At 58.9% G+C, this 23,720-nt stretch carries 17 protein-coding genes; 11 read left to right on the plus strand and 6 right to left on the minus strand.

Annotation, left to right across the window (positions count from 1 at the left end):
* Positions 1-133: 133 nt before the first annotated feature.
* The gene (locus RMR21_RS17000) at positions 134-316 is read left to right on the plus strand and encodes a hypothetical protein (protein WP_498670644.1); all 183 of its coding nucleotides are present in this window, start codon (positions 134-136) and stop codon (positions 314-316) included.
* A 62-nt stretch (positions 317-378) separates the two neighbouring features.
* On the opposite strand, the gene RMR21_RS17005 is transcribed toward RMR21_RS17000, so the two are convergent.
* The 3 genes from RMR21_RS17005 to RMR21_RS17015 form a co-directional block, all read right to left on the minus strand.
* The gene (locus tag RMR21_RS17005; RefSeq protein ID WP_498670645.1) at positions 379-1,566 is read right to left on the minus strand and encodes a Gfo/Idh/MocA family protein; all 1,188 of its coding nucleotides are present in this window, start codon (positions 1,564-1,566) and stop codon (positions 379-381) included.
* 15 nt (positions 1,567-1,581) lie between these two features.
* Positions 1,582-2,637, minus strand: coding sequence for a sugar phosphate isomerase/epimerase family protein (locus RMR21_RS17010; RefSeq protein ID WP_498670646.1), 1,056 nt, complete (start codon positions 2,635-2,637; stop codon positions 1,582-1,584).
* A gap of 97 nt (positions 2,638-2,734) precedes the next feature.
* A complete protein-coding gene (locus RMR21_RS17015; RefSeq protein WP_498670647.1) occupies positions 2,735-3,808 on the minus strand; it encodes an NAD(P)-dependent alcohol dehydrogenase in 1,074 nt (357 codons plus the stop codon).
* A 134-nt stretch (positions 3,809-3,942) separates the two neighbouring features.
* Between RMR21_RS17015 and RMR21_RS17020 the strand changes: the two genes are divergently transcribed.
* From RMR21_RS17020 to RMR21_RS17045, 6 genes are all read left to right on the plus strand, one after another.
* Complete coding sequence (locus tag RMR21_RS17020; protein ID WP_498670648.1) at positions 3,943-4,629, plus strand: superoxide dismutase; 687 nt, start codon at positions 3,943-3,945, stop codon at positions 4,627-4,629.
* 289 nt (positions 4,630-4,918) lie between these two features.
* The gene (locus RMR21_RS17025; RefSeq protein ID WP_498670649.1) at positions 4,919-6,520 is read left to right on the plus strand and encodes an ABC transporter substrate-binding protein; all 1,602 of its coding nucleotides are present in this window, start codon (positions 4,919-4,921) and stop codon (positions 6,518-6,520) included.
* Positions 6,521-6,668: 148 nt separating this feature from the next.
* Positions 6,669-7,661: an ABC transporter permease subunit gene (locus RMR21_RS17030; protein ID WP_498670650.1), complete on the plus strand. Its 993-nt coding sequence runs from the start codon at positions 6,669-6,671 to the stop codon at positions 7,659-7,661.
* Positions 7,662-7,728: 67 nt separating this feature from the next.
* Positions 7,729-8,595, plus strand: a complete 867-nt coding sequence (locus tag RMR21_RS17035; protein ID WP_498671766.1) for an ABC transporter permease subunit — start codon at positions 7,729-7,731, stop codon at positions 8,593-8,595.
* A gap of 1 nt (position 8,596) precedes the next feature.
* Positions 8,597-9,451 (plus strand): ABC transporter ATP-binding protein, encoded by an 855-nt coding sequence (locus RMR21_RS17040; protein WP_498670652.1) that lies wholly within the window; start codon positions 8,597-8,599, stop codon positions 9,449-9,451.
* Entirely contained in the window at positions 9,448-10,293 is an 846-nt protein-coding gene (locus tag RMR21_RS17045) for a dipeptide ABC transporter ATP-binding protein (RefSeq protein WP_498670654.1), read from the plus strand. Before RMR21_RS17040 ends, RMR21_RS17045 begins: the two co-directional genes overlap by 4 nt.
* A 641-nt stretch (positions 10,294-10,934) precedes the next feature.
* On the opposite strand, the gene RMR21_RS17050 is transcribed toward RMR21_RS17045, so the two are convergent.
* Positions 10,935-11,744, minus strand: a complete 810-nt coding sequence (locus tag RMR21_RS17050) for a class I SAM-dependent methyltransferase (RefSeq protein WP_498670656.1) — start codon at positions 11,742-11,744, stop codon at positions 10,935-10,937.
* Between the two features lie 110 nt (positions 11,745-11,854).
* On the opposite strand from RMR21_RS17050, the gene RMR21_RS17055 reads away from it, so the two are divergent.
* The 4 genes from RMR21_RS17055 to RMR21_RS17070 all read left to right on the plus strand — a co-directional run bounded on the left by RMR21_RS17055 (position 11,855) and on the right by RMR21_RS17070 (position 16,034).
* Positions 11,855-12,988 (plus strand): ABC transporter substrate-binding protein, encoded by a 1,134-nt coding sequence (locus RMR21_RS17055; RefSeq protein ID WP_498670657.1) that lies wholly within the window; start codon positions 11,855-11,857, stop codon positions 12,986-12,988.
* 95 nt (positions 12,989-13,083) lie between these two features.
* Complete coding sequence (locus RMR21_RS17060; protein WP_498670658.1) at positions 13,084-14,220, plus strand: ABC transporter substrate-binding protein; 1,137 nt, start codon at positions 13,084-13,086, stop codon at positions 14,218-14,220.
* Positions 14,221-15,288, plus strand: coding sequence for a FecCD family ABC transporter permease (locus RMR21_RS17065; protein ID WP_498670659.1), 1,068 nt, complete (start codon positions 14,221-14,223; stop codon positions 15,286-15,288).
* Complete coding sequence (locus tag RMR21_RS17070; protein WP_498670660.1) at positions 15,282-16,034, plus strand: ABC transporter ATP-binding protein; 753 nt, start codon at positions 15,282-15,284, stop codon at positions 16,032-16,034. Before RMR21_RS17065 ends, RMR21_RS17070 begins: the two co-directional genes overlap by 7 nt.
* 109 nt (positions 16,035-16,143) lie before the next feature.
* Here the strand turns inward: RMR21_RS17070 and pbpC are convergent, their stop codons facing one another.
* Complete coding sequence (gene pbpC, locus RMR21_RS17075) at positions 16,144-18,225, minus strand: penicillin-binding protein 1C (RefSeq protein ID WP_498670661.1); 2,082 nt, start codon at positions 18,223-18,225, stop codon at positions 16,144-16,146.
* The gene (locus tag RMR21_RS17080; protein WP_498670662.1) at positions 18,222-23,669 is read right to left on the minus strand and encodes an alpha-2-macroglobulin family protein; all 5,448 of its coding nucleotides are present in this window, start codon (positions 23,667-23,669) and stop codon (positions 18,222-18,224) included. Before RMR21_RS17080 ends, pbpC begins: the two co-directional genes overlap by 4 nt.
* Positions 23,670-23,720 lie beyond the last annotated feature (51 nt).

Consider the following 23,720-nt stretch of genomic DNA (forward strand, 5'->3'; position numbering starts at 1 on the left):
CGACCTTTGCAGAAACGAATCTTCCAAACAGACAGCTGCGCTTAAAAGACTAATTCCCTCGGCAATCTTGACGAAAACGTGGCAACGCGCGAATATTTACACCTCGTTAAATATTGTGACAATGAGGGACAAAATGGTAGCTGGCTTCAATATGCTCTCCTTCGACCTGTTCGGTCTCGGTCGCAAGGCGCAGGAAGACAAACTGAGACGCGACAGTGGCGCCACACCGGAGCCGAAGGTCAAGGACGATTCCGAGCAGCACGACCGCGATCAGGAACACGAGTTGTTCTTCTGGTCGCTCTATCCGGTGATTTAGAGCGCTTCATTGAGGTCGCAGGGTGTGGTCTACCCACTCTCCGACCTCAACCGTTGCTCATATCACACCTTCACCCATCCACCATTCTGCTTCGAAGACGCGATACACGCCGCCACAAAGGCAACACCCTTCACGCCATCATCGATGGTCGGGTACACCACGGCGCTATCGAGCGTCGTGCCTTTGCTGCGTGCTTCGATGGCATTCGCCGCCTCGGTGTAGATCGTTGCGAAGGCTTCAAGGTAGCCCTCGGGGTGGCCGGACGGGATGCGGCTGACACGGCCGGCGGCGGCACCGGCTCCGGCTCCACCACGGGTGATCAGTTGCTTCGGCTCGCCAAGCTTGGTGAACCACAGATAATTCGGATCGGCCTGCGTCCATTCAATGCCTGCCTTTGTGCCATAAACGCGCACCTTCAGGCCGTTCTCATGACCGACCGCCACCTGGCTGCACCATAGAAGGCCCTTGGCAGGCATCTTACCGCCATTTGCCTTGAAGCGCAGCATCACGTGGGCATTGTCATCCAGACGACGACCGTCCACAAAGGTATGGACATCGGCTGCCAGTTCTTCGACCTCAAGCCCGGAAATGAAACAGCCGAGATTGTAAGCGTGTGTGCCGATATCGCCAGTCGATCCGCCTGCACCGGATTGCGCCGGATCGGTGCGCCAAACGGCCTGCTTGGCACCCGTTTGCTCCACGGGTTCCGCCAGCCAGTCCTGCGGATATTCCATCTGCACCAGTCTGATGTCACCCAGTTCGCCGCTTTCCACCAGTTCACGTGCATGCCGCACCATCGGGTAGCCGGTGTAGTTGTGGGTCAGCACGAACAGCGCGTCGGCCTTGTCGGCAACGTCCTTCAGCTTCTTGGCATCGTCCAGATTGGAGGTCAGCGGCTTGTCGCAGATGACGTGGATGCCGCGCTCCAGAAATGCTTTTGCAGCGGGATAATGGACATGGTTGGGCGTGACGATGGAAACGGCCTGAATACCATCAGGACGTGCCGCTTCCTTTTCCGCCATCTCCTCGAAAGAGCCGTAGCAACGGTCCTCATCGAGACCCAGTTCCAGACCGGAAGCCTTGGATTTTTCGGGTGTGGACGACAGCGCTCCTGCCACCAGCTCGAACCGGTTGTCCAGCCGCGCCGCCATGCGGTGCACGCCGCCGATGAACGCGCCGGAGCCGCCGCCCACCATGCCGAGGCGAATGCGCGCATTGGCCTTATCGGTCGTTTTTCCTTCGATCGTCATTTTATCTCCTCGGATTTATGAAAGGCCGAGCATGCGGCGGTTGGCGGCATCATCTGTGCCCGATGATGCGAAGTCGTCGAAGGCTTTTTCGGTAACGCGGATGATATGTGCCTTGACGAACTCAGCGCCCTCGGCAGCACCGTCTTCGGGATGTTTCAATGCGCATTCCCATTCGACCACAGCCCAGCCATCGAAATCATTGGCGGCCATTTTCGAGAAGACCGCGCCGAAATCCACCTGCCCATCGCCCGGTGACCGGAAGCGTCCGGCACGTTCGACCCAGCCCTGATATCCGCCATAAACGCCCTGGCGTCCTGTCGGGTTGAACTCCGCATCCTTGACGTGGAACATCTTGATGCGGTCTTTGTAGATGTCGATATTGTCGAGATAATCCAGGCACTGCAGCACATAATGCGAGGGATCGTAGAGCATGTTGGCGCGGCTGTGGTTCTTGACCCGCTCCAGGAACATCTCGAAGGTCACGCCGTCATGCAGGTCTTCGCCGGGGTGAATTTCGTAGCAGACATCGACGCCCTGCTCATCGGCGTAATCGAGGATCGGGGTCCAGCGCTTGGCAAGCTCGTCAAAGGCCGTCTCCACCAGACCGGCGGGGCGTTGTGGCCATGGGTAGATATACGGCCAGGCCAGCGCGCCGGAAAATGTCGCATGCGCGCCGATGCCGAGATTGCGCGACGCTTTCAGCGCAAACTTGACCTGTTCGACAGCCCATTCCTGACGCGCCTTTGGGTTGCCGCGCACTTCGGGTGCTGCAAATCCATCGAAGGCCTCATCATAGGCCGGATGCACGGCCACGAGTTGTCCCTGCAAGTGGGTGGAAAGCTCGGTCACCTCGACGCCGTTCTGGCGCGCCACACCGGCGAATTCGTCGCAATAATCTTTGGATTCCGCTGCCTTCTTCAGGTCGATCAACTGTCCGGCCCAGGTGGGAACCTGCACACCGAGATAACCCTTTTCCGCCGCCCACTTGGTAATGCCGTCCCACGTATTGAACGGTGCAGCATCGCCTGCGAACTGACCGAGAAAAAGCCCCGGTCCCTTGATCGTCTTCATGAATTTCTCCTCCTGCATCGATACAGTTGAGCGGTTTGAGCCTCCGTCCGTCAACGGTGCTCAAGCTAACCACTGATAAATTTCGTGCAACCCTCAATCATCCCTGAGGCATAAGAATTTGCATCTTCACTTCACCGGCAGGAGCTGAGGCGGCGATATCGAAGGCTTTGATGCTGTCTTCGAAATCAAACGTGCGGGTGATCAGCGGTGCGACATCGATGGCGCCCGACGCCAGCATGTCGACGCAGCGACCGAAGACATTGGCATAGCGGAAGACGTGCTCGACGCGGGCTTCGCGGATTTGCGCGGCCACCACGTCATAGGCTACCAGCTTTGTCGGCATGCCGACGAAAACCACCGTTCCGGCAGGACGCAGGGGTTCGAACACGCGGGTAATCGCCGCTTCGGCACCGGAGCATTCGAAAATCACGTCTGCGCCCCAGCCGCCAGTCGATTTCAGCACCTGTTCGGCAAGGTTGTGCTCGCGAACATTGACCGTTTCCACGGCCCCAAGGCCACGCGCCATATCCAGCTTTACCGGATCGACATCGGATACGATGACACGGGCGCAACCGGCGGCAAGCGCTGCCAGCACGGTGACGAGACCAATCGGGCCCGCGCCGATAACGACCGCGATATCGCCCGGCTTGACCTTGGCTTGCGTTGCCGCCTGCACGCCAACGGCCAGGGGCTCCACCATCGCACCGGCTGCAAACGATACGGTGTCGGGTAGTTTGAAGGTGAAGGCGGCAGGGTGAACGACGGATGCCCGTAGCACGCCATGCACCGGCGGCGTTGCCCAGAAGCGCACGGCCGGGTCGAGATTGTAATGGCCGATGCGGCTTGCGCGGCTGATAGGGTCCGGGATGCCGGGCTCCATGCACACGCGGTCCCCGACAGAGAGATCTTTGACGTCGGAGCCAACCTCGGTCACGGTACCGGATGCCTCATGGCCGAGTATCATCGGCTCGCGCACCACGAAATTGCCGATGGCGCCATGGGTGTAATAATGCACGTCGCTGCCGCAGATGCCCACGGTGTGGATAGCGATGCGCACATCATGCGGCCCGACCTGCTCGTCCAGTGGAAAGGGGCGCAGCGACAGCTTGCCCAGTTCTTCCAGAACGAGCGCGCGCTCTTCACCCGTGGTGGATTTTCCCTGTGATGACATGTGGTCCTCCTCGACCTTCAACGGCAAATTTGCGGTAACAAAACCGGGAACGACATCAATAAGCAAGGTCGAAAAGAAACTTTTCCCGCTCCAGCCGGTTTGCGTTCATTGGACATCAACCGGGAGAATGAGACATGTTAATGACCAGACGCGCCGTCATGGCCGCCACCGCAGCAACGGCTGCCGCAGCCACGCTTTCCGCGCCATCGATTGCAAGCGCTGCACTCCCCTTCAAACAGCCTCCCCTACCCTTCGCAGAAGACGCCCTCGCCCCGACGATTTCCGCAAAAACCATTTCCCTGCATTACGGCAAGCACCACAAAGCCTATTTCGACAAGCTGAACACGCTGGCCAAAGGCACCCCTTACGCCGATATGGAGCTTGAGGAGATCGTGAAAGCCTCTGCCGGCAAGACCGCAGACAAGAAGATTTTCAACAATGCCGCCCAGGCCTGGAACCACGTCGCCTACTGGGAGCAGTTCACGCCCGGTGGCCCGAAGCGCCCGGAAGGCAAGGCCGCAGACGAGATCATGTCGGCGTTCGGCGATTACACCAAATTCATCGAAAAGGCCGTTGCCACATCGGATGAAGTCTTTGGCACCGGTTGGGTCTGGTTGACGCGTGACGACGCCAACAAGCTTGCTCTCGTCGGGTATGAGGACGGCAACAACCCGGTGGCTGTGGGACGACCCGCCTATCTCGGCATCGATATCTGGGAACACGCCTATTACGTCGATTACGAGAACCGCAAACCGGAGCACATCAAGGCCGTCCTCGAAAATCTCGTCAACTGGCGGGTCGTGGCCGATAAGATGGCTTGAGTGTAACGAGAAAAGCTGGTTCATTACCAAGGCGTCCCGACAATCGCGGGGCGCCTTTTTGCTGCCCTCCGCGTGGGAAGAAAAGCATCGCCTTTTTCAGCTTTACAAGACAATCATTCTAATTCCTTCGCCTAAATTAGTATCAAAATCGCGCGAAGTTGAACTTTTGATCAAAAACCTCTGAATTCGCGCAGTCTGCCCGCTTGAGTATGTGCAAAGTTTCTTATAACCACGGTGCACGGTAGTCGCAGAATAAGCGAGCCGGATACAAAAATTGGGAGCTCCATTGATGAGATATAAACTTGGCCTAATCGCTGCAGCCTTGCTTTCAGCGACGTGCTTTGCGCCTGCCGCTGCAAGCGCAAAGACATTCGTCTATTGCTCGGAAGGTTCGCCAGAAGGTTTCGATCCTGGCCTCTACACCGCCGGCACCACGTTCGATGCCTCTGCCCACACCGTCTACAGCCGCCTGCTGGAATTCGAAAAGGGCACGACCAAGCCTGTTCCAGGTCTCGCCGAAAGCTGGGAAGTTTCCGAAAACGGAACGGTCTACATCTTCAAGCTTCGCAAGGGCGTGAAGTTCCAGACCACCGAATTCTTCACACCGACGCGCGAACTGAACGCCGATGACGTTGTTTTCTCCATCGAGCGCCAGATCAAGACAGACAATCCATGGCACCAGTATGTCGCAGGCACGTCCTGGGAATATGCTGAAGGCATGGGCTTCCCCAAGCTGATCAAGTCTGTTGAAAAAGTCGACGACATGACGGTCAAGTTTACCCTGAACCGCCCTGAAGCACCGTTCCTCGCCAACCTTGCCATGCCATTCGCTTCGATCATGTCGAAGGAATACACCGACAAGCTGGCTGCAGAAGGCAAGCAGGCGCAGTTGAACCAGATGCCGGTCGGCACCGGTCCCTTCGCCTTCGTCGCCTACCAGCAGGATGCCGTCATCCGCTTCAAGGCCAACAAGGATTACTGGGGCGGCGCGCCAAAGATCGACGATCTCGTTTTCGCCATCACCACTGACGCTGCCGTTCGTTTCCAGAAGCTGAAGGCTGGCGAATGCCACCTGATGCCTTACCCGAACGCTGCCGACGTCAAGTCGATGAAGGAAGACAAGACCCTGACGGTCATGGAACAGGAAGGCCTCAACGTCGCCTACCTTGCCTACAACACCACACAGGCTCCGTTCGACAAGCCGGAAGTGCGCAAGGCGCTGAACAAGGCCATCAACAAGAAGGCCATTGTCGACGCAGTATTCCAGGGCATGGCAACACCGGCCAAGAACCCGCTGCCGCCAACCATGTGGTCTTACAACGACAAGGTCGAAGACGACACCTACGATCTGGAAGCAGCCAAGAAGATGCTGACGGACGCAGGCGTCAAGGACCTGTCGATGAAGGTCTGGGCTATGCCGGTTTCTCGCCCTTACATGCTCAACGCCCGCCGCGCGGCCGAAGTCATTCAGTCTGATTTCGCCAAGATCGGCGTCAAGGTCGAGATCGTTTCCTACGAATGGGCCGAATATCTCGACCGTTCGAAGGCAAAGGACCGTGATGGTGCCGTGTTCCTCGGCTGGACCGGTGACAATGGCGATCCGGACAACTTCCTCGACACGCTTCTGGGTTGCGATGCCGTGGGTGGCAACAACCGTGCTCAGTGGTGCGACAAGGACTTCGACGGTCTCGTGAAGAAGGCCAAGATCACCACCGATCAGGCTGAACGCACGAAGCTTTACGAAGAAGCTCAGGTCGTCTTCAAGAAGCAGGCACCTTGGGCCACCATCGACCACTCCCTGTCCGTCGTTCCGATGCGCAAGGAAGTCACTGGTTTCGTCCAGAGCCCACTGGGTGACTTCACGTTCGAAAACGTCGATATCGCCGAGTAACATTCGACGCATCTCAAAATGCCGCGTGTCTTGTCTCAAGGCGCGCGGCACTTGCGTTCTGAAGCATCTCTAAACAACAAAGAAGCAGACCGAAAAGGTCGCTACTGCCAGCGCATAGGTTCCAGGCGGAACAGATCGAAGGTTTTTCATGATTGGCTTTCTCGTGCGGCGCATCGCCGTGCTCATCCCGACCTTCATCGGGGTCTCTATCATCGCGTTCCTGTTTATCCGGCTTCTGCCGGGAGATCCGGTTGCCCTTCTATCGGGCGAACGCGTCATGTCGCCGGAGCGGCATGCGCAGATCAGCGCGGCACTCGGCATGGACCGACCCATGATCATCCAGTATCTGGATTACCTCAAGGGTATCCTGATGGGTGACTTCGGCACATCCATCGTCTCCAAGACGCCGATCCTTTCGCAGTTCAAGGCGCTGTTTCCCGCAACGGTGGAACTCTCCTTCTGCGCTATGATCATCGGCATTCCAGCGGGCATCATCGCCGCCATCAAACGCGGATCGGCCTTCGATCAGGGCTTGATGGGCGTGGCGCTCGTCGGTTACTCGATGCCGATCTTCTGGTGGGGACTGCTGCTCATCATCCTGTTTTCCGGCATCCTGCAATGGACCCCGGTATCGGGCCGCATCTCGCTGATGTTCTACTTCCCGCCCGTCACCGGCTTCATGCTGATCGACTCGCTGCTGTCGGGACAGAAAGGCGCCTTCACGTCGGCGCTCAGCCATCTCGTCCTGCCGTCCATCGTGCTGGCCACCATTCCGCTGGCCGTCATCGCGCGCCAGACACGCTCTGCCATGCTGGAGGTGCTGTCGGAAGACTACGTTCGCACCGCCCGCGCCAAGGGTCTCGCACCCTTCCGCGTCATCGGCATCCATGCGCTGCGCAATGCGATGATCCCCGTCATCACCACCATCGGCCTTCAGGTCGGCGTCATGCTGGCCGGTGCCATCCTCACCGAAACGATCTTCTCCTGGCCGGGCATCGGCAAGTGGATGGTCGATAGCGTCTTCCGCCGTGACTACCCTGTCATTCAGGGCGGTCTCCTGTTGATTGCGGGCATCATCATGGTCGTCAACCTCATCGTTGACCTCCTGTATGGCCTCATCAATCCGCGCATCCGGCATTAAAGAAGAGGATCATTTCATGGCCGATACCGCCATTACCAAAACAGCCGAGCCGGTTTCCTCCTCCGCCATGCGCAAGCAGATGCTGAAGGAATTCTGGTTCTATTTCTCCGAAAACAAGGGTGCCGTCATCGGTCTCTATGTTTTCGTCACACTGGTGATCGTCGCCGTCTTTGCGTCCGTCATCGCCCCGCATTCGCCGTTCCAGCAGTATAGTGAGTTCACTCTGCTTCCACCCGTATGGATGGAAGGCGGCAACGCCTCCTACCTGCTGGGCACGGACCCGGTTGGCCGCGATATCCTGTCCCGCCTGATTTACGGTGCGCAATATTCTTTGTTCATCGGCGTCTTCGTCACCACGCTGTCGTTGACGACGGGCATTCTGATCGGCGTTATCGCCGGTTATTACCGCGGCTGGCTCGATACGATGATCATGCGTCTCATGGACATCATTCTGGCCTTCCCGTCGTTGCTTCTGGCGCTGGTTCTGGTTGCCATTCTCGGCCCCAGCCTCACCAACGGCATGATTGCGATTGCGCTGGTTCTCCAGCCGCACTTCGTGCGTCTCACCCGCGCCGCCGTCATGGCGGAAAAAAGCAAGGATTACGTCACCGCCTCACGGCTGGCCGGTGCCGGACCCATGCGTCTGATGTTCAAGACGATCCTGCCCAACTGCATGGCACCGCTCATCGTTCAGGCCACGCTGTCCTTCTCCAATGCCATTCTCGATGCTGCCGCTCTCGGCTTCCTCGGCATGGGCGCACAGCCTCCGGCTCCCGAATGGGGCACCATGCTGGCCGAAGCGCGTGAGTTCATTCTGCGTGCCTGGTGGGTCGTCACCTTCCCCGGTCTTGCCATCCTCATCACCGTTCTCGCCATCAACCTGATGGGCGACGGCCTGCGCGATGCGCTTGACCCGAAACTGAAGAGGTCCTGATATGGCACTTCTGCAAATCGATAATCTCACCGTCGAATTCGAAACCGCCAGCGGCTGGTTCCGCGCCGTGGATGGCGTGTCCGTCGCGGTCGAACAACGCGAAGTCCTGGCCATCGTTGGCGAATCCGGTTCCGGCAAGTCGGTCGCGATGCTGGCGGTCATGGGCCTGCTTCCATGGACGGCCCGCATCACCGCCGACCGCATGCTGTTTCAGGGCAAGGATATCCAGACGCTCAGCGCATCCGAGAGGCGCAAACTGATCGGCAAGGATATCGCCATGATCTTCCAGGAACCGGTGGCAAGCCTCAACCCGTGCTTCACGGTTGGCTTCCAGCTGGAGGAAGTCCTGCGCATCCACATGGGCATGGACAACAAGACACGCCATGCGCGGGCCATCGAACTGTTCAAGCTCGTCGGTCTGCCGGACCCGGAAGAGCGTCTCAAGCACTTCCCGCACCAGATGTCGGGTGGCCAGTGCCAGCGCGTGATGATCGCCATCGCGATTGCCTGCAATCCGAAACTGCTGATCGCCGACGAGCCGACGACCGCGCTCGACGTGACCATCCAGAAACAGATCCTCGATCTCCTGATGAAGCTTCAGGCCGAGACCGGCATGGGTCTCATCATGATCACCCATGACATGGGTGTTGTGGCTGAAACGGCTGACCGGGTGATCGTGCAATACAAGGGCAAGAAGATGGAGGAGGCCGATGTGCTGTCTCTGTTCGAAAATCCCAAGAGCAACTACACCAAGGCCCTTCTGGCCGCGCTTCCTGAAAATGCGACGGGTGATCGCCTGACCACCGTTTCGCAATTCTTCGATGGAACGCCAGCAGTAGCGGGAGAACAGGCATGACCGACACCAAGACCATGCTCGAAATCCGCAACATGAAGCGTGATTATCACCTGCCCGGCGGCTTCATGAAAAAGGCCAAGACCATTCATGCGGTCAAGGGCGTGTCGTTTGCGCTCGAAACCGGCAAGACGCTGGCCATCGTCGGTGAAAGCGGTTGTGGCAAGTCTACGCTTGCCCGCATGCTGACCTTTATCGACGAACCGACCTCCGGCGACCTTCTGATCGACGGTCAGAAAGTCGATACCCGCCCCGGTCACCTCACATCCGAGATGCGCCAGAAGGTCCAGATCGTTTTCCAGAACCCCTACGGATCGCTCAATCCGCGCCAGAAGATCGGTGATGTCTTGGGTGAGCCGCTGCTCATCAACACCAAGCTGTCTGCCGCCGAGCGTCGCGAAAAGGCCAACGACATGCTGGTGCGCGTCGGTCTGGGGCCGGAACACTACAACCGCTACCCTCACATGTTCTCCGGCGGCCAACGCCAGCGTATCGCCATTGCCCGTGCGCTGATGTTGAACCCGAAGCTTCTGGTGCTGGACGAACCCGTTTCGGCGCTCGACCTTTCGGTGCAGGCCCAAGTCCTCAACCTTCTGTCCGACCTTCAGGACGAATTCGGCCTCACCTACGTCTTCATCTCCCACGATCTGTCGGTGGTAAAATACATCGCTGACGAAGTGATGGTGATGTATTTCGGCGAAGCGGTGGAGTACGGCACGCGCGAGGAGGTCTTCTCCAACCCGCAACACAGCTACACCCGCTCGCTGTTTGCCGCCACGCCGAAAGCCGACGTGGATTCCATCCGCGCCCGTGTGGAAGCAAAGCGCCTGGCGAAGGCCGGTTGATATCGAAAGAGCCCGGTTCGCCGGGCTTTTTTATGTGGGAGATGCGGTTGAGATTTTACCCTCAGGGGTTCGGCCCCATCCACCATATTAAAAAATACAATTTTAAATCAATATCTTAACAAAAATCCGCAAAAAAACATCAAAAAAACGTCCGCAGTTTTCTCCACGCCGCGCGAATCCCCCCCACAATGGCCTCACCTCCGCCGTCTCGCTGTTTTCGCGAGACAGGACAGACGACGGAGGCTGGTGGATGGTCGCAGACGTGTGGACAGACACCAGGACTACCATGTCAGGGTCAGACCGGAGGCACCCGATTTCCTCGACGCGAAAGACCATTCACGGCTTTCGGAAGGCGCGAGGCGAAACGGTACAACGGAGACTGCCTGTCACGCTCAGGCCGGATCATTCACGGTCCGGTTTGGGCAAGACATGGCTTATCGGAACGAAATCGGCAGCCACGCAAATGCGGCACCATAGTAAAGACCATACCAGAGACATCTCCGCATTTGCGTGTGCTCTCCGGGTTGAACAAGATGACACATCACGGGCGTTCCACGCTGCGTGAACGGCGAAGCGTGTCTGAAGAAACGCCCCCCGATTCTTGACACTCTGTGTGTTGGCATTGGAAGGGATTTACCCCCTCACTCCGGCTTCCTCGCACAAATCGCATAACGATGCTGAATGCCGCGCGCCGCAGCCTTGAGAAAATTCCAGTTCTTGGCCTGCGTCTTGTGAATGTCCCGCAGGCCGGTATCGACGACCACGCTCTCAAATCCGGCGTCCCGAAGCAAAGCCGCAACCGCTTCCGCCCGCGCTCCTTGAGAAAAATAGACCCGTGATAGAATGCTGTTGTGGGTGCCTGCCATGTCGGCGGGCATGTGCACCGCCTCCGGCTTGAAGACGCCCCATGCGAGCAGCTTGGTCGCAAGGTTCTTCAACAGCTTTTCGGCAAAGCTGACATTGACGAAATCGCCATCGACGATCAGCACCCGGCCACCCGGTTTCAGCACCCGCAGCCATTCGCGAAATGCGGCCTTGGGATCGACCAGCGTCCAGACCAGATGGCGGTTGATGATGACATCGTAGCTTCCTTCCGGCTCCATCGTGCTTTCGGCATCGCCCATGCGAAAGGAAATATTGCGACCGCGGCTCTTTGCCTTCGCCTTGGCCTGCGCCAGCATCGGTTCGGACCAATCGAGGCCGGTAACGCGATAGCCCAGATCGTCCATCAGATGCGAGATGACACCAGTGCCGGATGCAAGGTCCAGCGCGCTTTTGCCTTCACCCCGGCCGAGATGCTTATCCACCAGACGATGCCATGCGGCCCGCTCGTCTTCAGAAAAGATCTCATGGCCGGGCGACAGGTCGAAGGTGGCGGCGCGCGCAGACCAGTAGGCCTTGATCTCATCGCGAAGACCGAAATTGTTCCCGTAATCGTTTACCTGACCCATGATATCCAACCTTGCCGAGTTCCAGTTTTGAAACGCTCTAAAAGATAAAACTTGACTCATCTAATCATAAAACCATAAAGCGCGGACAGTTTTACCGGAGAACAATTTCGATGCGCATTACAGGCAAATCCGCCATTCTTGCAATGGGTCTTCTCGTTTCCACCGTATTGCCTGCATTTGCCGACAAAGTGACGATCAAGGACGTCACTGGACGCGATGTCGAAGTGAATGTTCCCGTCAAGAACGTCATCCTCGGCGAAGGCCGTCAGATCTATTTTCTCGCCGCTCTCGACAAGAACAATCCGTTCGAGCACGTCGTCGGCTGGCGTGACGATCTGCCAAAGGCGGATCCTGAATCTTATCAGGCCTATCTGGCGAAATACCCCGATGTCGCCAAGCTGCCGACATTCGGCGGCATGAAGGACGGTACGTTCGATATTGAGCAGGCCGTTGCGCTGAAGCCAGACGTCATCATCATGAACATCGATGCCAAGACGGCAACCGAAGAGGCTGGCTACATCGAAAAGCTCGGCAAGGTCGGCATTCCCTTGGTCTATGTCGACTTCCGTGAAAAGCCGATGGAAAATACCGAGCCGAGCATGCGCGTCATGGGCAAACTGATGGGCAAGGAAGACCTGGCCGAAGACTTCATCACGTTCCGCTCCGACAGCATCAAGCGCGTAACCGACGTGCTGGACAAGGAAAAGCCGAAGAAACCCGTTGTCTTCGTTGAACGCGCCGGTGGTTACTCCGACGATTGCTGCATGTCGTTCGGCAATGAAAACTTTGGCAAGATGGTCGAGATCGCCGGTGGCATCAACATGGCCAAGGACATCATTCCCGGTACCTTCGGCACGGTCAATCCTGAACAGGTCATCGCATCCAACCCGGACCAGATCATCATCACCGGTGGCAAGTGGGACGCTTACGTTCCGGGCGGCAACTGGGTTGGTGTCGGTTATGGCGCAGACCTCAAGGAAGCCCGCCGAAAGCTTGAGAACCTGACCAAGCGTCCGGCCTTCACCGGCGTCAAGGCTGTCCAGGACGGCAATGTCCACGCCATCTGGCACCAGTTCTATAACAACCCGTACCAGTTCGTGGCCATTCAGGAAATTGCCAAGTGGCTGCACCCGGAGTTGTTCAAGGACCTCGACCCGGAAGCAACCTTCAAGGAACTGCACGCCCGCTTCCTGCCGCTTGACTACAAGCCTGGTTACTTCGTGTCCCTGAAGGACGACCGTTAAGATCAGGGCAGCGCGGGAGGAGCGCTGTCCCATCATCAGGCGAAGCCGCTGACCGCGGCTTCGCCACTCGCGTTTTGAGACTGAAAGGACCTCCCATGCCACACACGCTGTTCAAACGGATTGCAGCCCTTGTCATCATGCTGATCGCGACACCTGCGTTGGCGACCCAGATCATCGACGCCGCCGGTCGCAAGATCGAGATGGACCTTCCCGCCAAGCGCGTGATCGTCGGCGAGGCACGGCAGATCCACGTCATCGCCGCTTTGCGGGGTGACAAGACGTTCGATACCGTTGTCGGCTGGCGCGATGATTTCATCACGAAGGATCCAGACAGCTATAAGGCCTATGTCGAGCGCTTTCCGCAAATCGCAAAACTGCCGCTTTTCGGCTATGTTCCGCAGGGCGATTTCAGCCTTGAAGCGGCTGTCGCACTGAGCCCGGACGTCATCACGCTCAATCTGGAAGCGGAAAAGAGCGCCAAGGAAAGCGGCTTCGAGGAGAAGGCGGCAGCAGCAGGCATCAAGGTCGTTTATCTGGACTTCAGGCTCAATCCCGAAAAAAACAGTGAAAATTCCGTCCGCATTCTCGGCCAGATATTCGGTGCCGAACCCCGCGCTGAAGAATTTCTTGCCTACCGCAAGGACCAGATTGCGCTCGTCACTGATAAGCTGGCATCGGTGAAAGATCTGAAACGCCCCGGTGTCTTCATTGAACGCGCACCCGGTATTTCGGGCGAAAACACGTGCTGCAGGACCTTTGGTCCAGTCAATTTCGGCGCGATGGTCGAGCAGGCCGGTGGACACAATATTGCATCCGACGTGATCAAGACAACCTTCGGCGATCTCAACCCGGAGCAACTCATCGTCTCCAATCCTGAACATGTCATAGTCACAGGCTCCAACTGGGCCGCTGAATCCGATATCAACCAATTCGTGCCGGCCGGTCGTGGTGCCGATATGGCTCTGTCGCGTCAACGGCTTGCAAAGTTGATGGAACGCACACCGTTTCCCGAGCTGGATGCCGTGAAAAAAGGCAATGTTCATGCTGTCTGGCACCAGTTCTATGGTGCTCCCTACGAGTTTGTGCCGATCCAGCAATTCGCCAAATGGTTTCATCCCGATCTGTTTTCCGACATGGACCCGGAAAAGAATTTCGAGGAATTCCACGAGAAATTCCTACCCGTGACCTACAAGCCGGGTTATTTCGTTTCACTTGAAAAAGGCGTGAACTAAATGGCATCCATTGGGGACGCTCATGTTGAAAAAACAGGGGGCGCACAATATCGCGCCCTTGCCGCCCGCCGCATCCTGATCCTGGTCGGGCTTGTCGTCGCGCTGTGTCTCAGCCTTGCCACCGACATGGCACTTGGACCTGCGCGCTACAGTCTGTCCGAGGTGGTCGGCGCGATCCTCGATCCCGCAGGCGTTGCAAACCAGCTGCGCGTTGTCATCTGGGACATCCGCATGCCCATCGCGCTGATGGCCGTCACCGTCGGCGCATCGCTGTCTGTGGCGGGTGCGCAGATGCAGACCATTCTCGCCAATCCGCTTGCCAGCCCCTTCACACTCGGAATTTCGGCCGCCGCCGCCTTTGGCGCGGCGCTTGCGCTGGTGGGTGGTGTCGCTCTTTTCCCGGGCGCCGTCGAATATATGGTGCCGATCAATGCCTTTGTCATGGCGATGGTGGCCGCGCTTTTCATCCACTTCGCCTCGACCATGCGCGGTGTGACGGTCGAAACCATCGTGCTGCTGGGCATTGCGCTCGTCTTCACCTTCAACGCCGCGCTTTCGATGTTGGAATATCTGGCCTCTGAACAAGCGCTGGCCGCTGTTGTATTCTGGACCATGGGCAGTCTGACCAAGGCTACATGGGCCAAGGTCTATGTGACAGGTGCCATCCTCGTCCTCACCGTGCCATTGTTCATGAAAAACGCCTGGGCGCTGACGGCACTTCGTCTGGGTGACGACAAGGCCGCCAGCATGGGCATCAATGTGCGCCGCCTGCGCCTGCACACCATGCTGACGGTCAGCCCGCTGGCATCCATTCCGGTGTCTTTCGTCGGCACCATCGGCTTTATCGGCCTCGTCGGCCCGCACATTGCGCGCATGGTAGTGGGTGAAGACCAGCGCTTCTTCCTGCCAGGCTCGATCATTTGCGGCGCGCTGCTGCTATCGGTGACATCTGTTGTCAGCAAGGTGCTGATCCCCGGCGCGATCCTGCCGATCGGGGTCATCACCGCACTCGTCGGTGTGCCCTTCTTCTTCGTCCTCATTTTCTCCAACAGGAGACGCGCATGGTAGCCCTTGCCCTTCAGGATGTCGGCGCCAAATACGGGCGCACGACGGTTCTGGCCAATGTCACCATGGACATGCTGGAAGCCGGAAGCATCACCGCCGTCATCGGCCCCAACGCTGCTGGAAAGTCCACCCTGTTCAAACGCATCGCCGGGCTGATCAAGGGCCCCGGTGTCGTGACGCTGTCGCAGACCGAACAGGGGCCGCGCACCATTTGCTACATGCCGCAGGACACCGGTGCCAATGCCGTTCTGACAGTCTACGAATCCATTCTTCTGTCGGCCAAACAGGGCAGTGGCTGGAAGGTGCATGACGACGAGCTCGCCGAGATCGATGCCATTCTGAAGGCTCTCAACATCCACGAACTCGCCTTTCGCGGACTTGGCGAACTGTCCGGCGGCCAACGCCAGCTGGTATCGCTGGCTCAGGCACTGGTGCGCAAACCGGAAGTCCTGTTGATGGACGAACCGACATCGGCGCTGGACCTCCACCGACAGGTCGAGGTGCTGGATTTCATCACCAACCTAGCCCGCGAGCGCGGCATGATCGTTCTGATTGCCCTGCATGATCTTAACCATGCGCTGCGTTACTGCGAGCACACGATCGTCATTGCAGATGGTGCGATGGCGGTGAGCGGGCAGACGTCTGCTGTTATTACACGCGATATGCTGCGGACTATCTACAAGGTGGATGCACGTATTGAGATGTGCTCGCGTGGGCAGCCGTTTATTCTGGTGGACGGTACGGCTTGAGATTGGTGACAGAGGGTGCGGTTTACCCCCTGCCGTGACGGGCATCTCCCCCATAGGTGGGGAGATTGGTTCGGCGCGCCCTCCCCTCCAATCATGACCGCACCAACTTCTATTCCACAAAAATCCGGACACTTGATGCCCGTCCATCGGCATCGATCACGGTCAGCGTCGAAAAGCCCTGCCCCTCCGGCAACCACTCGCTACTGCGGCGACGCGACGGTTCTGGCAAAGGTTTGCCGTTGGCGAGCCAGTGGAAGGGTGCGCGTCCGCCTTGCAGTTTGAGCACGAGGGGTGAGAGATCACCGCTCTGGCTTGAGAGCTCTATCCGCGCGCCTTCCGGGGGATAGACGATCTGCGGAGATGGTTCGCGCCGGGTGGATGAGAGAAGACCGCTGCTGGTAACGCTGAAGCGCCGCTGGTTGGCGGGCAAATCTTTGTAGGCCAGCCGCGACACACCCGGCGGCGCTGGCGGGAATGGCGTTAGGGCAACGCCTGATTTTGAAAAAGCTTCGAACAGAATCGGTGCAGCGGAGACGTAGCCCGCAAGACCCGGGACCGAGCCGTTATCGGCGCGTCCAGCCCACACGCCGATGACATAGCGACCATCGAAACCGACCGACCATGCGTCGCGATACCCGTAGCTGGTGCCGGTCTTATAAGCGATGCCACGCTGTTTCATGCCAAGCGGTGGCAGAACGCTGGAGAGGACATCGGTGATGTTCCAGATCGCCGCCTTTGAAAACAGCGGATCGACATCCAGAAGCTGCGGTTTGTTGCGCACCCCGTCTCCAAGGGCGACGGGTTGACCGCCATTGGCAAGGGCGGCGTAAAGCTGGACGAGATCAACGAGAGAGAGACCGGCACCCCCCAGAGCGATCGCCAGCCCCGGCGCTTCGGCCTTTGGCAGTGTGAGTTTGACGGAAGCGCGGCGAAACCGGACCAAGAGCGCGGCGGGACTGACAGCATCCAGCAGGCGCACGGCGGGGACGTTGAGGGACAGTTGCAAGGCCTGTCGAATGCTGACATCGCCCTGATATTGCATATCAAAATTGCGCGGGCGGTAGCCGGAAAAATCCGCCGGGCGATCTTCGATGACGGTCTCCTGAGCGACGAGGCCGTTTTCGAAGGCAAGTCCGTAGATGAAGGGTTTCAGCGTCGAGCCGGGGGAGCGGACTGCGCGGGACATTTCCACCCAGCCACGGCGATTGCTATCCAGGAAATCGGACGAGCCGACGTCGGCGACGATCTCACCCGTCGTGCTATCGGCCATGACGATGGCAACCGAAACCTTGTCTCCCAGCTTTTCGGCGGAGCGCTGTGCGAGGTCTTCAAGCTCTTTTTGAACCGGCAGACGCAGCGTCGAGCCAATGGTCAAGGACTGCGGAAACCTGGCACGCGCCGCCTGCGCCAAGTGGGGCGCGTAGGACGGAAGGTCTATGCGCTTTGCGGGAATGGCAACGACGGCGGCACGGGCGGCCTCTCCCTCGCCGACCACGCGCGAGACGGCGAGCCGTTGAAGCACGCGCGCGCGCGCTTCTTTCGCCGCATCTGGAAAGCGATCCGGACGGCGCTTTTCCGGCAGTTGCGGCAGCGAGACGAGCAACGCTGCCTCCGCCGTATCGAGCCGCTTCGGCTCCTTGCCGAACCAGGCAAGGCTTGCAGAACGCACACCTTCCAGATTGCCACCATACGGCGCGATGTTCAGATAAAGGTCGATGATCTCGGGCTTGCTGAGGCGCCGCTCGATCTGCCATGCCCGCACCATCTGAAGAAATTTCGTGCCGAGCGAACGATCCGTCCGCGGCTCGATCAACCGCGCCACCTGCATGGAAAGCGTGGAGGCACCCGAGACGATGCGGCCATTGGTCAGCAATTGCCACGCGGCGCGGCCCAGGGCCTGAAAATCGACGCCACCATGGTCGAAGAACCGCTGATCCTCATAGGCGACCAGCATGTTGATGAATTGCGGATCGACATCTGCGGCGCTGGTGTGAAGCCGCCAACGCCCCTGTGGTGTCGCAAACGCGCGCAACAGCTTTCCGTCTCTGTCCAGCACTTCCTGCGAGACGATCCGGGCGTTTTGCAGCGGTGGCGGGTAGGCACGGTCCAGACGGTTCAGTGCATAAATGCAGGCGGCAGTGAGAACTGCCGCCACAATGAACCCGCTGATGAACGCCCGCCATCTGATCATTGCTGCGCCGCGCGGACCTCCAGGCGACCGGTTGCCGTGCGCGCCGAGAACTGCGGACGGTACATATCTTCCACCGATGCGGCGGGGTTGTCATAAGTGCCTGGTGTCACGGCCCTGACGACATAGGCCAGCGTAATTTCCGTGTTGTCGCCGGCAGCCTGATCAAACGCTGCAACAAAACGGTCGTAACGGAACTCGGTATGCGCAGCCTCGGTTTCCGGCAACCAATCGAAATTGGAAAGCGCCGCACTGTTGACGAGGCTCGGATTATCGATCTCGAAACCGGAGGGCAGGAGATCGGTCAGCATGATACGCTGCTGCCAATCGTGCTTGGGCGTAACCGACAAGACCACAACGTAGCGTTCGTTTTGCGTCGCTTCGCTGATGTTCACCTCTTCGCCTTCAAGGGAATAATAGGTTTTCTTGATATCGAAACCATCCCCGCCGGCAGGCAGTGGCTGGGCTGGCGGGGCGACGGTCGTCACGACTGCCGTGACCGTATCCTTGGAGGCGTTGGTGATCTTGATTGGCGATTGCAGCAGCTCGTCGCCGCTCATCCCCTTGCTGTATCCGCCCTGTTCAAGCGTGCCATTGATATCGAGCTTCACATCCTTGTCCTCACCCTTCAAGGCGCGGGCGGCAAGCAGCATCCAGGCTTGCTCCTGTGTGCTGGTGTAGGCTTTCGCATCCCAGGCCTTGGCCACAGCGCTGGCCAATTGCGGCACCACCGCAGGAACGGGTCGGCTTTCTGCTGCAAGGGCGAGCGAGGCCGCGCCATCGCGCAGCACAGAACCGTAGTCCGCCCGGGACAGGCTGACATTCGTGGTGGCAGCCGCCATGCTGAGCGACGCGCCGAAGACCGTCTTGGACCGGGCCGCATCGCCATAAAGCGACAGGGCAGATGCCAGCTGTGCCTTGGCCAGCGGCGTCGGGAAATCGTTCAATGTGGTGTCGGCATAATAGCGCAGATCGTTGACGGCAGCCTTGCGATTGCGGGCAAGAACATACAGCGAGTAGGCGATTTCGTTGCCGCGATCTCTGACATTGTTATCATAGGCCAGCCCATTTTGCAGGTTGGTCAGCGCCTGAACCATGGCGGTTTCAGGCACATCATAGGATTGCTCCCGTGCCCGCGTCAGGAAGTCTGTGATGTAGGCATCCAGCCACAGATCGCCTTCGCCGGGGGACCACAGGCCAAAACTACCCGACGTGGACTGGAAAGACAGCACGCGGTAAATCGCGTCTTGCACCCGCTTGCGCAGGTCCTGATCCTCGGCACCGCCGCGCTGCGTCATCAGTTCCGAGACATACAGAAGAGGCAACGCGCGACTGGTCGTCTGCTCTGCGCAGCCATAGGGGTATTTATCCAGCATCATGACCAGACCCGGAACATCGAAAGCGGGCGAACGCGTGACGTTGACCGCAACCGACGACCCCAGCAACATGCTGTCGGCCAGCAATGCGCCATCCACCGTCAGGGTGCTGTTGGGCGCGATCTTGATGTTTCGACGCGTCGTGACCGGCAAGACCGACGGACGAACGGGAATGTTGAGCGCCTGTTCCAGCGAGATGCCGCTGGCGTTGCTGAGCTTGATCGTTATCGCGCCGTTACCCGGATATTCACCCGTCAGCGGCACGGTAAGCGAGGACTTGCCACCCTTTTGCAGCGTTACGGTCTGCGATACCTCGCCCTGATCGACGGTCAACGCCGTGTTGCTCGCGATATCGAGTTTGTAGTCTCCGGAATCGCCATCCGTATTGGCGATATCGACGCGCATTTGCGAGACATCGCCGGGGCTGAGGAATTTCGGCGCACTGGCGGTGATGACAACGGGATCACGAATGACGACATCTGATACGGCATGACCGACGCCGGTCTTTGTCCAGGCAACCGCCATGACGCGGGCCGTGCCGTTGAACTGCGGAATATCGAAACGGATGATGGCCTTGCCGTCCGCATCAAGCTCCACCGGACCGGCAAAAAACGCCACCAGTTTTTCCTTGGGCGGGCTGCCCTGAAGGGCGACCTGACCGCCGTCACCGCCGGTTCTGAGACGCCCGGTGGCGCCGAGCGAACCATCGATCAGACGACCGTAGATATCGCGGATTTCCAACCCGAGACGACGCTGGCCGAAATACCATACATCCGGCTTGGGTGGTTCATAGCGGGTGAGGTTGAGAATGCCGACATCGACGGCAGAGACGGTGACATAGGCCTTGTCGCCCGCACCGGCGCCGGACACCTGCACCGGAATTTCCAGCGGCTGGCGCGGCAATGTCTGCTTGGGCAATGTCAGTGCGATGCCGAGCTTTCGCTCGCCGGGATCGACGGCCAGCCACTTCACCCCGATGGCGCGCATCGGCATGCGGCTTTCCTGCGCGTCGCCGGGGCGGAACAGGGTGGCAGTCACGTAAGAGCCCGCACCCCACTCCTTGGTCACGGGAATATCGACTTCGCCGCCGTTCTCACCGATATCGACATTCTGGACCGCAATCAGCTTGTCCGAGCCGGACGCGACCATCAGCTGGCCCGCAAAACGGGAGGTCACTTTCAATTTGGCGGTATCGCCGATCGTGTAGCTCTGCTTATCGAGCGCGATTTCCAGCGCATCCGGTGTTTCGGTCGAACTTGCGGTGACGTACCAACCGGCATCGAACTCGACGCTGGAGGCAGGGCCGCCGTTTTCAGCGGATTCGACTTCCAGGCGATATCGTCCCCAGGATGCAGGAACGGAAATCTCGCCGCCATTGGCATCCACGGCCAGAGTGCCGGTCTGCACCTGCTTGGTGTAGACGACAGGCTCGTAGCGCCATGAATTGCCCTGACGATACCATTGATAGTTCCGTTCGACCTTGATGAGTTTCCAGGTCAGTCCGCTCATGGCCTGTTTCGTGCCATCCGCAGCAAGGCCGATGACATGGAAACGACCGACGGAATTTTCCGCCAGATCGCCTGAGAATTCAGGCTTGATGCCGATCATGGCGCTATCGGATTTGACCGGAAGGGTCAGCGAACGCTCCACGGCGCGGCCACCGGCCTCGCGCATCCGCACGGTGATATTGGCAGACAGAAACTGCGTCGTCGACGGCAGGTCGGCCAGGGTGACACCAAACTGCGCCTTGCCGTTTTCATCCAGCGCAGGCAGAGCATCCAGCGTGGTACGACTTTCTTCCTGGCTTTCCTCATCCGCCAAACCGAACTCGTAGCCATCGAAACCGGCGCGGGTGCGCGTGGCCTTCAGCGCGATTTCACCTTCCAGTTCCAGACCGGCAGCGGGCGCGCCGTAGAGATAACGGCCATCGACATCGATGGTGGTATCGGCAACCGGATTGATCTCCTTGGCCTTGCTGCTCAGGTCGAACTCGGTTCTATCGGGCACGAAGTCATCAACGAGGAAGGACTTTTGACTGATGGCTGCCGTTTTCGGATCGGTATGGATTGCCACGGTCCAGGTGCCGCGCATGGCATTTTCCTGCAGGGCCAGATCAACGGCATAACCGCCCAAGGCCTTGCCATCACTAACGAAACGGCGATCTTCCACACCATCGGGGCGTGAGAAGATGAAGGTCAGCGGCAGGTTCTCCACCGCATTGCCTTCCATATCGCGTGCCAGCGCCGCCGCATGAACAGTTTCACCAGCGCGGTAGATACCGCGTTCCGTCCAGCTGAACACATCCAGTGCACCGGGCGCGGCGCGGCCTGTGACGCCACGGTCGGAGAGGTCGAAACCGGCGCGGGTCATATCGAGAAAGACATAATCCTTGTCGCCGTTTTTCGCGGTGATGATGGCAGGTGCCTGCCCTGCCGACCCGCGCATCAGGCCTGCGGAGAAGATCGCCCTGCCCTCACCATCGGTCGTGGCGGTGCCGAGAATTTCGTTGTTCTTGGCCAGAAGCTGAAGTTCGACCCCTTTTAGCGGCTTTGCGGTGCTGAGCGCGCGCGCGAAGACGTTGAGGCCATCGGTTCCGGCATAGGTGGTGATGCCGGTATCGGACACGAGGAACCATTGGGTGGCGCGCGAATCCCAGTTTTCGGCGGACGTACCGGGCGGGACCGCAGTCAGCACGTAAATGCCAGGCTTGCGCTCCGGCAATGCTTCATCGACCGGAAAGCTCGTGACGACGTCCTTGTTCAGCTCATTCTGGATATCGATGCTGCCTTGCCAGACCAGTTCACCAATCTCGTTTTCAATCCGCTCCGCACCATAGCCATCCATCTGCGTCAGGAACTGGGAATTGCTCAGCAATGTCGTGATGCTGCGATCACCGACGCGGTACAGCTTGAGTTCGGCACGATCGGTGTTGACGGTCACGAGCGGGATGCCGCGACGGGCTGTGCCGGGAAGAACGAAGTTTTCGCCGGTAAAGCGCACCGAGCCGGACCTGTCACGAACATAGACATCGAGATTGACCTGCTTTTCCAGCGGTTCTTCGACCGAGGACGGAAGACCGGCACGCAACGCGATATTGTATCGCTGGCCGTGGGTCAGACCTTCGATACAAATCTCGCTGCCCTTGGCCTCGAGGGCCTTGGGCGCTGCGCCATCCAGCGTGACGAAGGAGGAGTAATCGACGCCGTTCTTGACCAGTGGTTCCGAGAACTGGACGCAGGCGCGTGGACTGACACTATCGGTATCCACAGTGTTGTCGATGACCCGGAAGCCCTGCCGCGTCTTGAGATCGACATAGGCCGCGCGCGTCTTTGGTTCATCCGACAGAGCAAGGCTCGCCTTGTAGCTGTTCAGCGCTGCGCGGTAGTTCCGTGCCCCTTCGAACGCCACCGCGAGCATGTTGAGCGCACCGGTGCGAACCGACACGGACCGGCTCAAAGAATAGGCGTTGAGAGCACCGGACACTGCCAGTGACGACATCGAAGAATTGCTCTTCACTTTTGCAGCGGCGCGCGAAAGTTCACCCCACACCGCACCATCTTCCAGGCCCAGCGCGAGCGCCTGCTTGTAGCTGCCGACAGCACCGACGAAATCGCCACGGCCAGATTGTTGGCGGGCCACAGACAACCAGTCATCCATGGATTGACCGTCTCCGACAGGAACGAAGCTGGCTTTGAGACCTCTCGCCTCCTCGTAGAGGCTGTCATCGACGAAGGAGAGTTTCTGTGGTGCGCCGATATCCGGTTCGCTCGCCACGTTCACCACCTTGCCCGCGACGGCACCTGGGAACGCGTTGAGCTGGTTGAAATCCGATTTCAGGAAGCACCATTGCACCTTGGGATTATAGGTGAAGGCCTTGCAGGATGTGTCGTTGACGCAGATGGTTTCGCATTGCGGCAGGGAGACATACTGCTCTGTGCGGAGATCGAAGCCGAAATAATCACCGTTTTGGGTGGTAACGATCTTGCGCGTGGTGTCCTGCGCGAGCGCCGGCTGAACGGCCAACGTTGCGACAATGAACAACAGGCTTTTGAAAACAACGCGCATGGACATCAGTCCCTCCCCGGTACGCATGACCGGGGCGACTTTGCTCGCACTTCAGGA

It is taken from the genome of Agrobacterium sp. rho-8.1, from assembly GCF_033957725.1.
Taxonomy (GTDB): Bacteria; Pseudomonadota; Alphaproteobacteria; order Rhizobiales; family Rhizobiaceae; genus Agrobacterium.

Coding starts and splice junctions, on each gene's coding strand:
- RMR21_RS17000 (WP_498670644.1), top strand. CDS start 134: ATGGTAGCTGGCTTCAATATGCTCTCCTTCGACCTGTTCGGTCTCGGT.
- RMR21_RS17005 (WP_498670645.1), bottom strand. CDS start 1,566: ATGACGATCGAAGGAAAAACGACCGATAAGGCCAATGCGCGCATTCGC.
- RMR21_RS17010 (WP_498670646.1), bottom strand. CDS start 2,637: ATGAAGACGATCAAGGGACCGGGGCTTTTTCTCGGTCAGTTCGCAGGC.
- RMR21_RS17015 (WP_498670647.1), bottom strand. CDS start 3,808: ATGTCATCACAGGGAAAATCCACCACGGGTGAAGAGCGCGCGCTCGTT.
- RMR21_RS17020 (WP_498670648.1), top strand. CDS start 3,943: ATGTTAATGACCAGACGCGCCGTCATGGCCGCCACCGCAGCAACGGCT.
- RMR21_RS17025 (WP_498670649.1), top strand. CDS start 4,919: ATGAGATATAAACTTGGCCTAATCGCTGCAGCCTTGCTTTCAGCGACG.
- RMR21_RS17030 (WP_498670650.1), top strand. CDS start 6,669: ATGATTGGCTTTCTCGTGCGGCGCATCGCCGTGCTCATCCCGACCTTC.
- RMR21_RS17035 (WP_498671766.1), top strand. CDS start 7,729: ATGCGCAAGCAGATGCTGAAGGAATTCTGGTTCTATTTCTCCGAAAAC.
- RMR21_RS17040 (WP_498670652.1), top strand. CDS start 8,597: ATGGCACTTCTGCAAATCGATAATCTCACCGTCGAATTCGAAACCGCC.
- RMR21_RS17045 (WP_498670654.1), top strand. CDS start 9,448: ATGACCGACACCAAGACCATGCTCGAAATCCGCAACATGAAGCGTGAT.
- RMR21_RS17050 (WP_498670656.1), bottom strand. CDS start 11,744: ATGGGTCAGGTAAACGATTACGGGAACAATTTCGGTCTTCGCGATGAG.
- RMR21_RS17055 (WP_498670657.1), top strand. CDS start 11,855: ATGCGCATTACAGGCAAATCCGCCATTCTTGCAATGGGTCTTCTCGTT.
- RMR21_RS17060 (WP_498670658.1), top strand. CDS start 13,084: ATGCCACACACGCTGTTCAAACGGATTGCAGCCCTTGTCATCATGCTG.
- RMR21_RS17065 (WP_498670659.1), top strand. CDS start 14,221: ATGGCATCCATTGGGGACGCTCATGTTGAAAAAACAGGGGGCGCACAA.
- RMR21_RS17070 (WP_498670660.1), top strand. CDS start 15,282: ATGGTAGCCCTTGCCCTTCAGGATGTCGGCGCCAAATACGGGCGCACG.
- pbpC (WP_498670661.1), bottom strand. CDS start 18,225: ATGATCAGATGGCGGGCGTTCATCAGCGGGTTCATTGTGGCGGCAGTT.
- RMR21_RS17080 (WP_498670662.1), bottom strand. CDS start 23,669: ATGTCCATGCGCGTTGTTTTCAAAAGCCTGTTGTTCATTGTCGCAACG.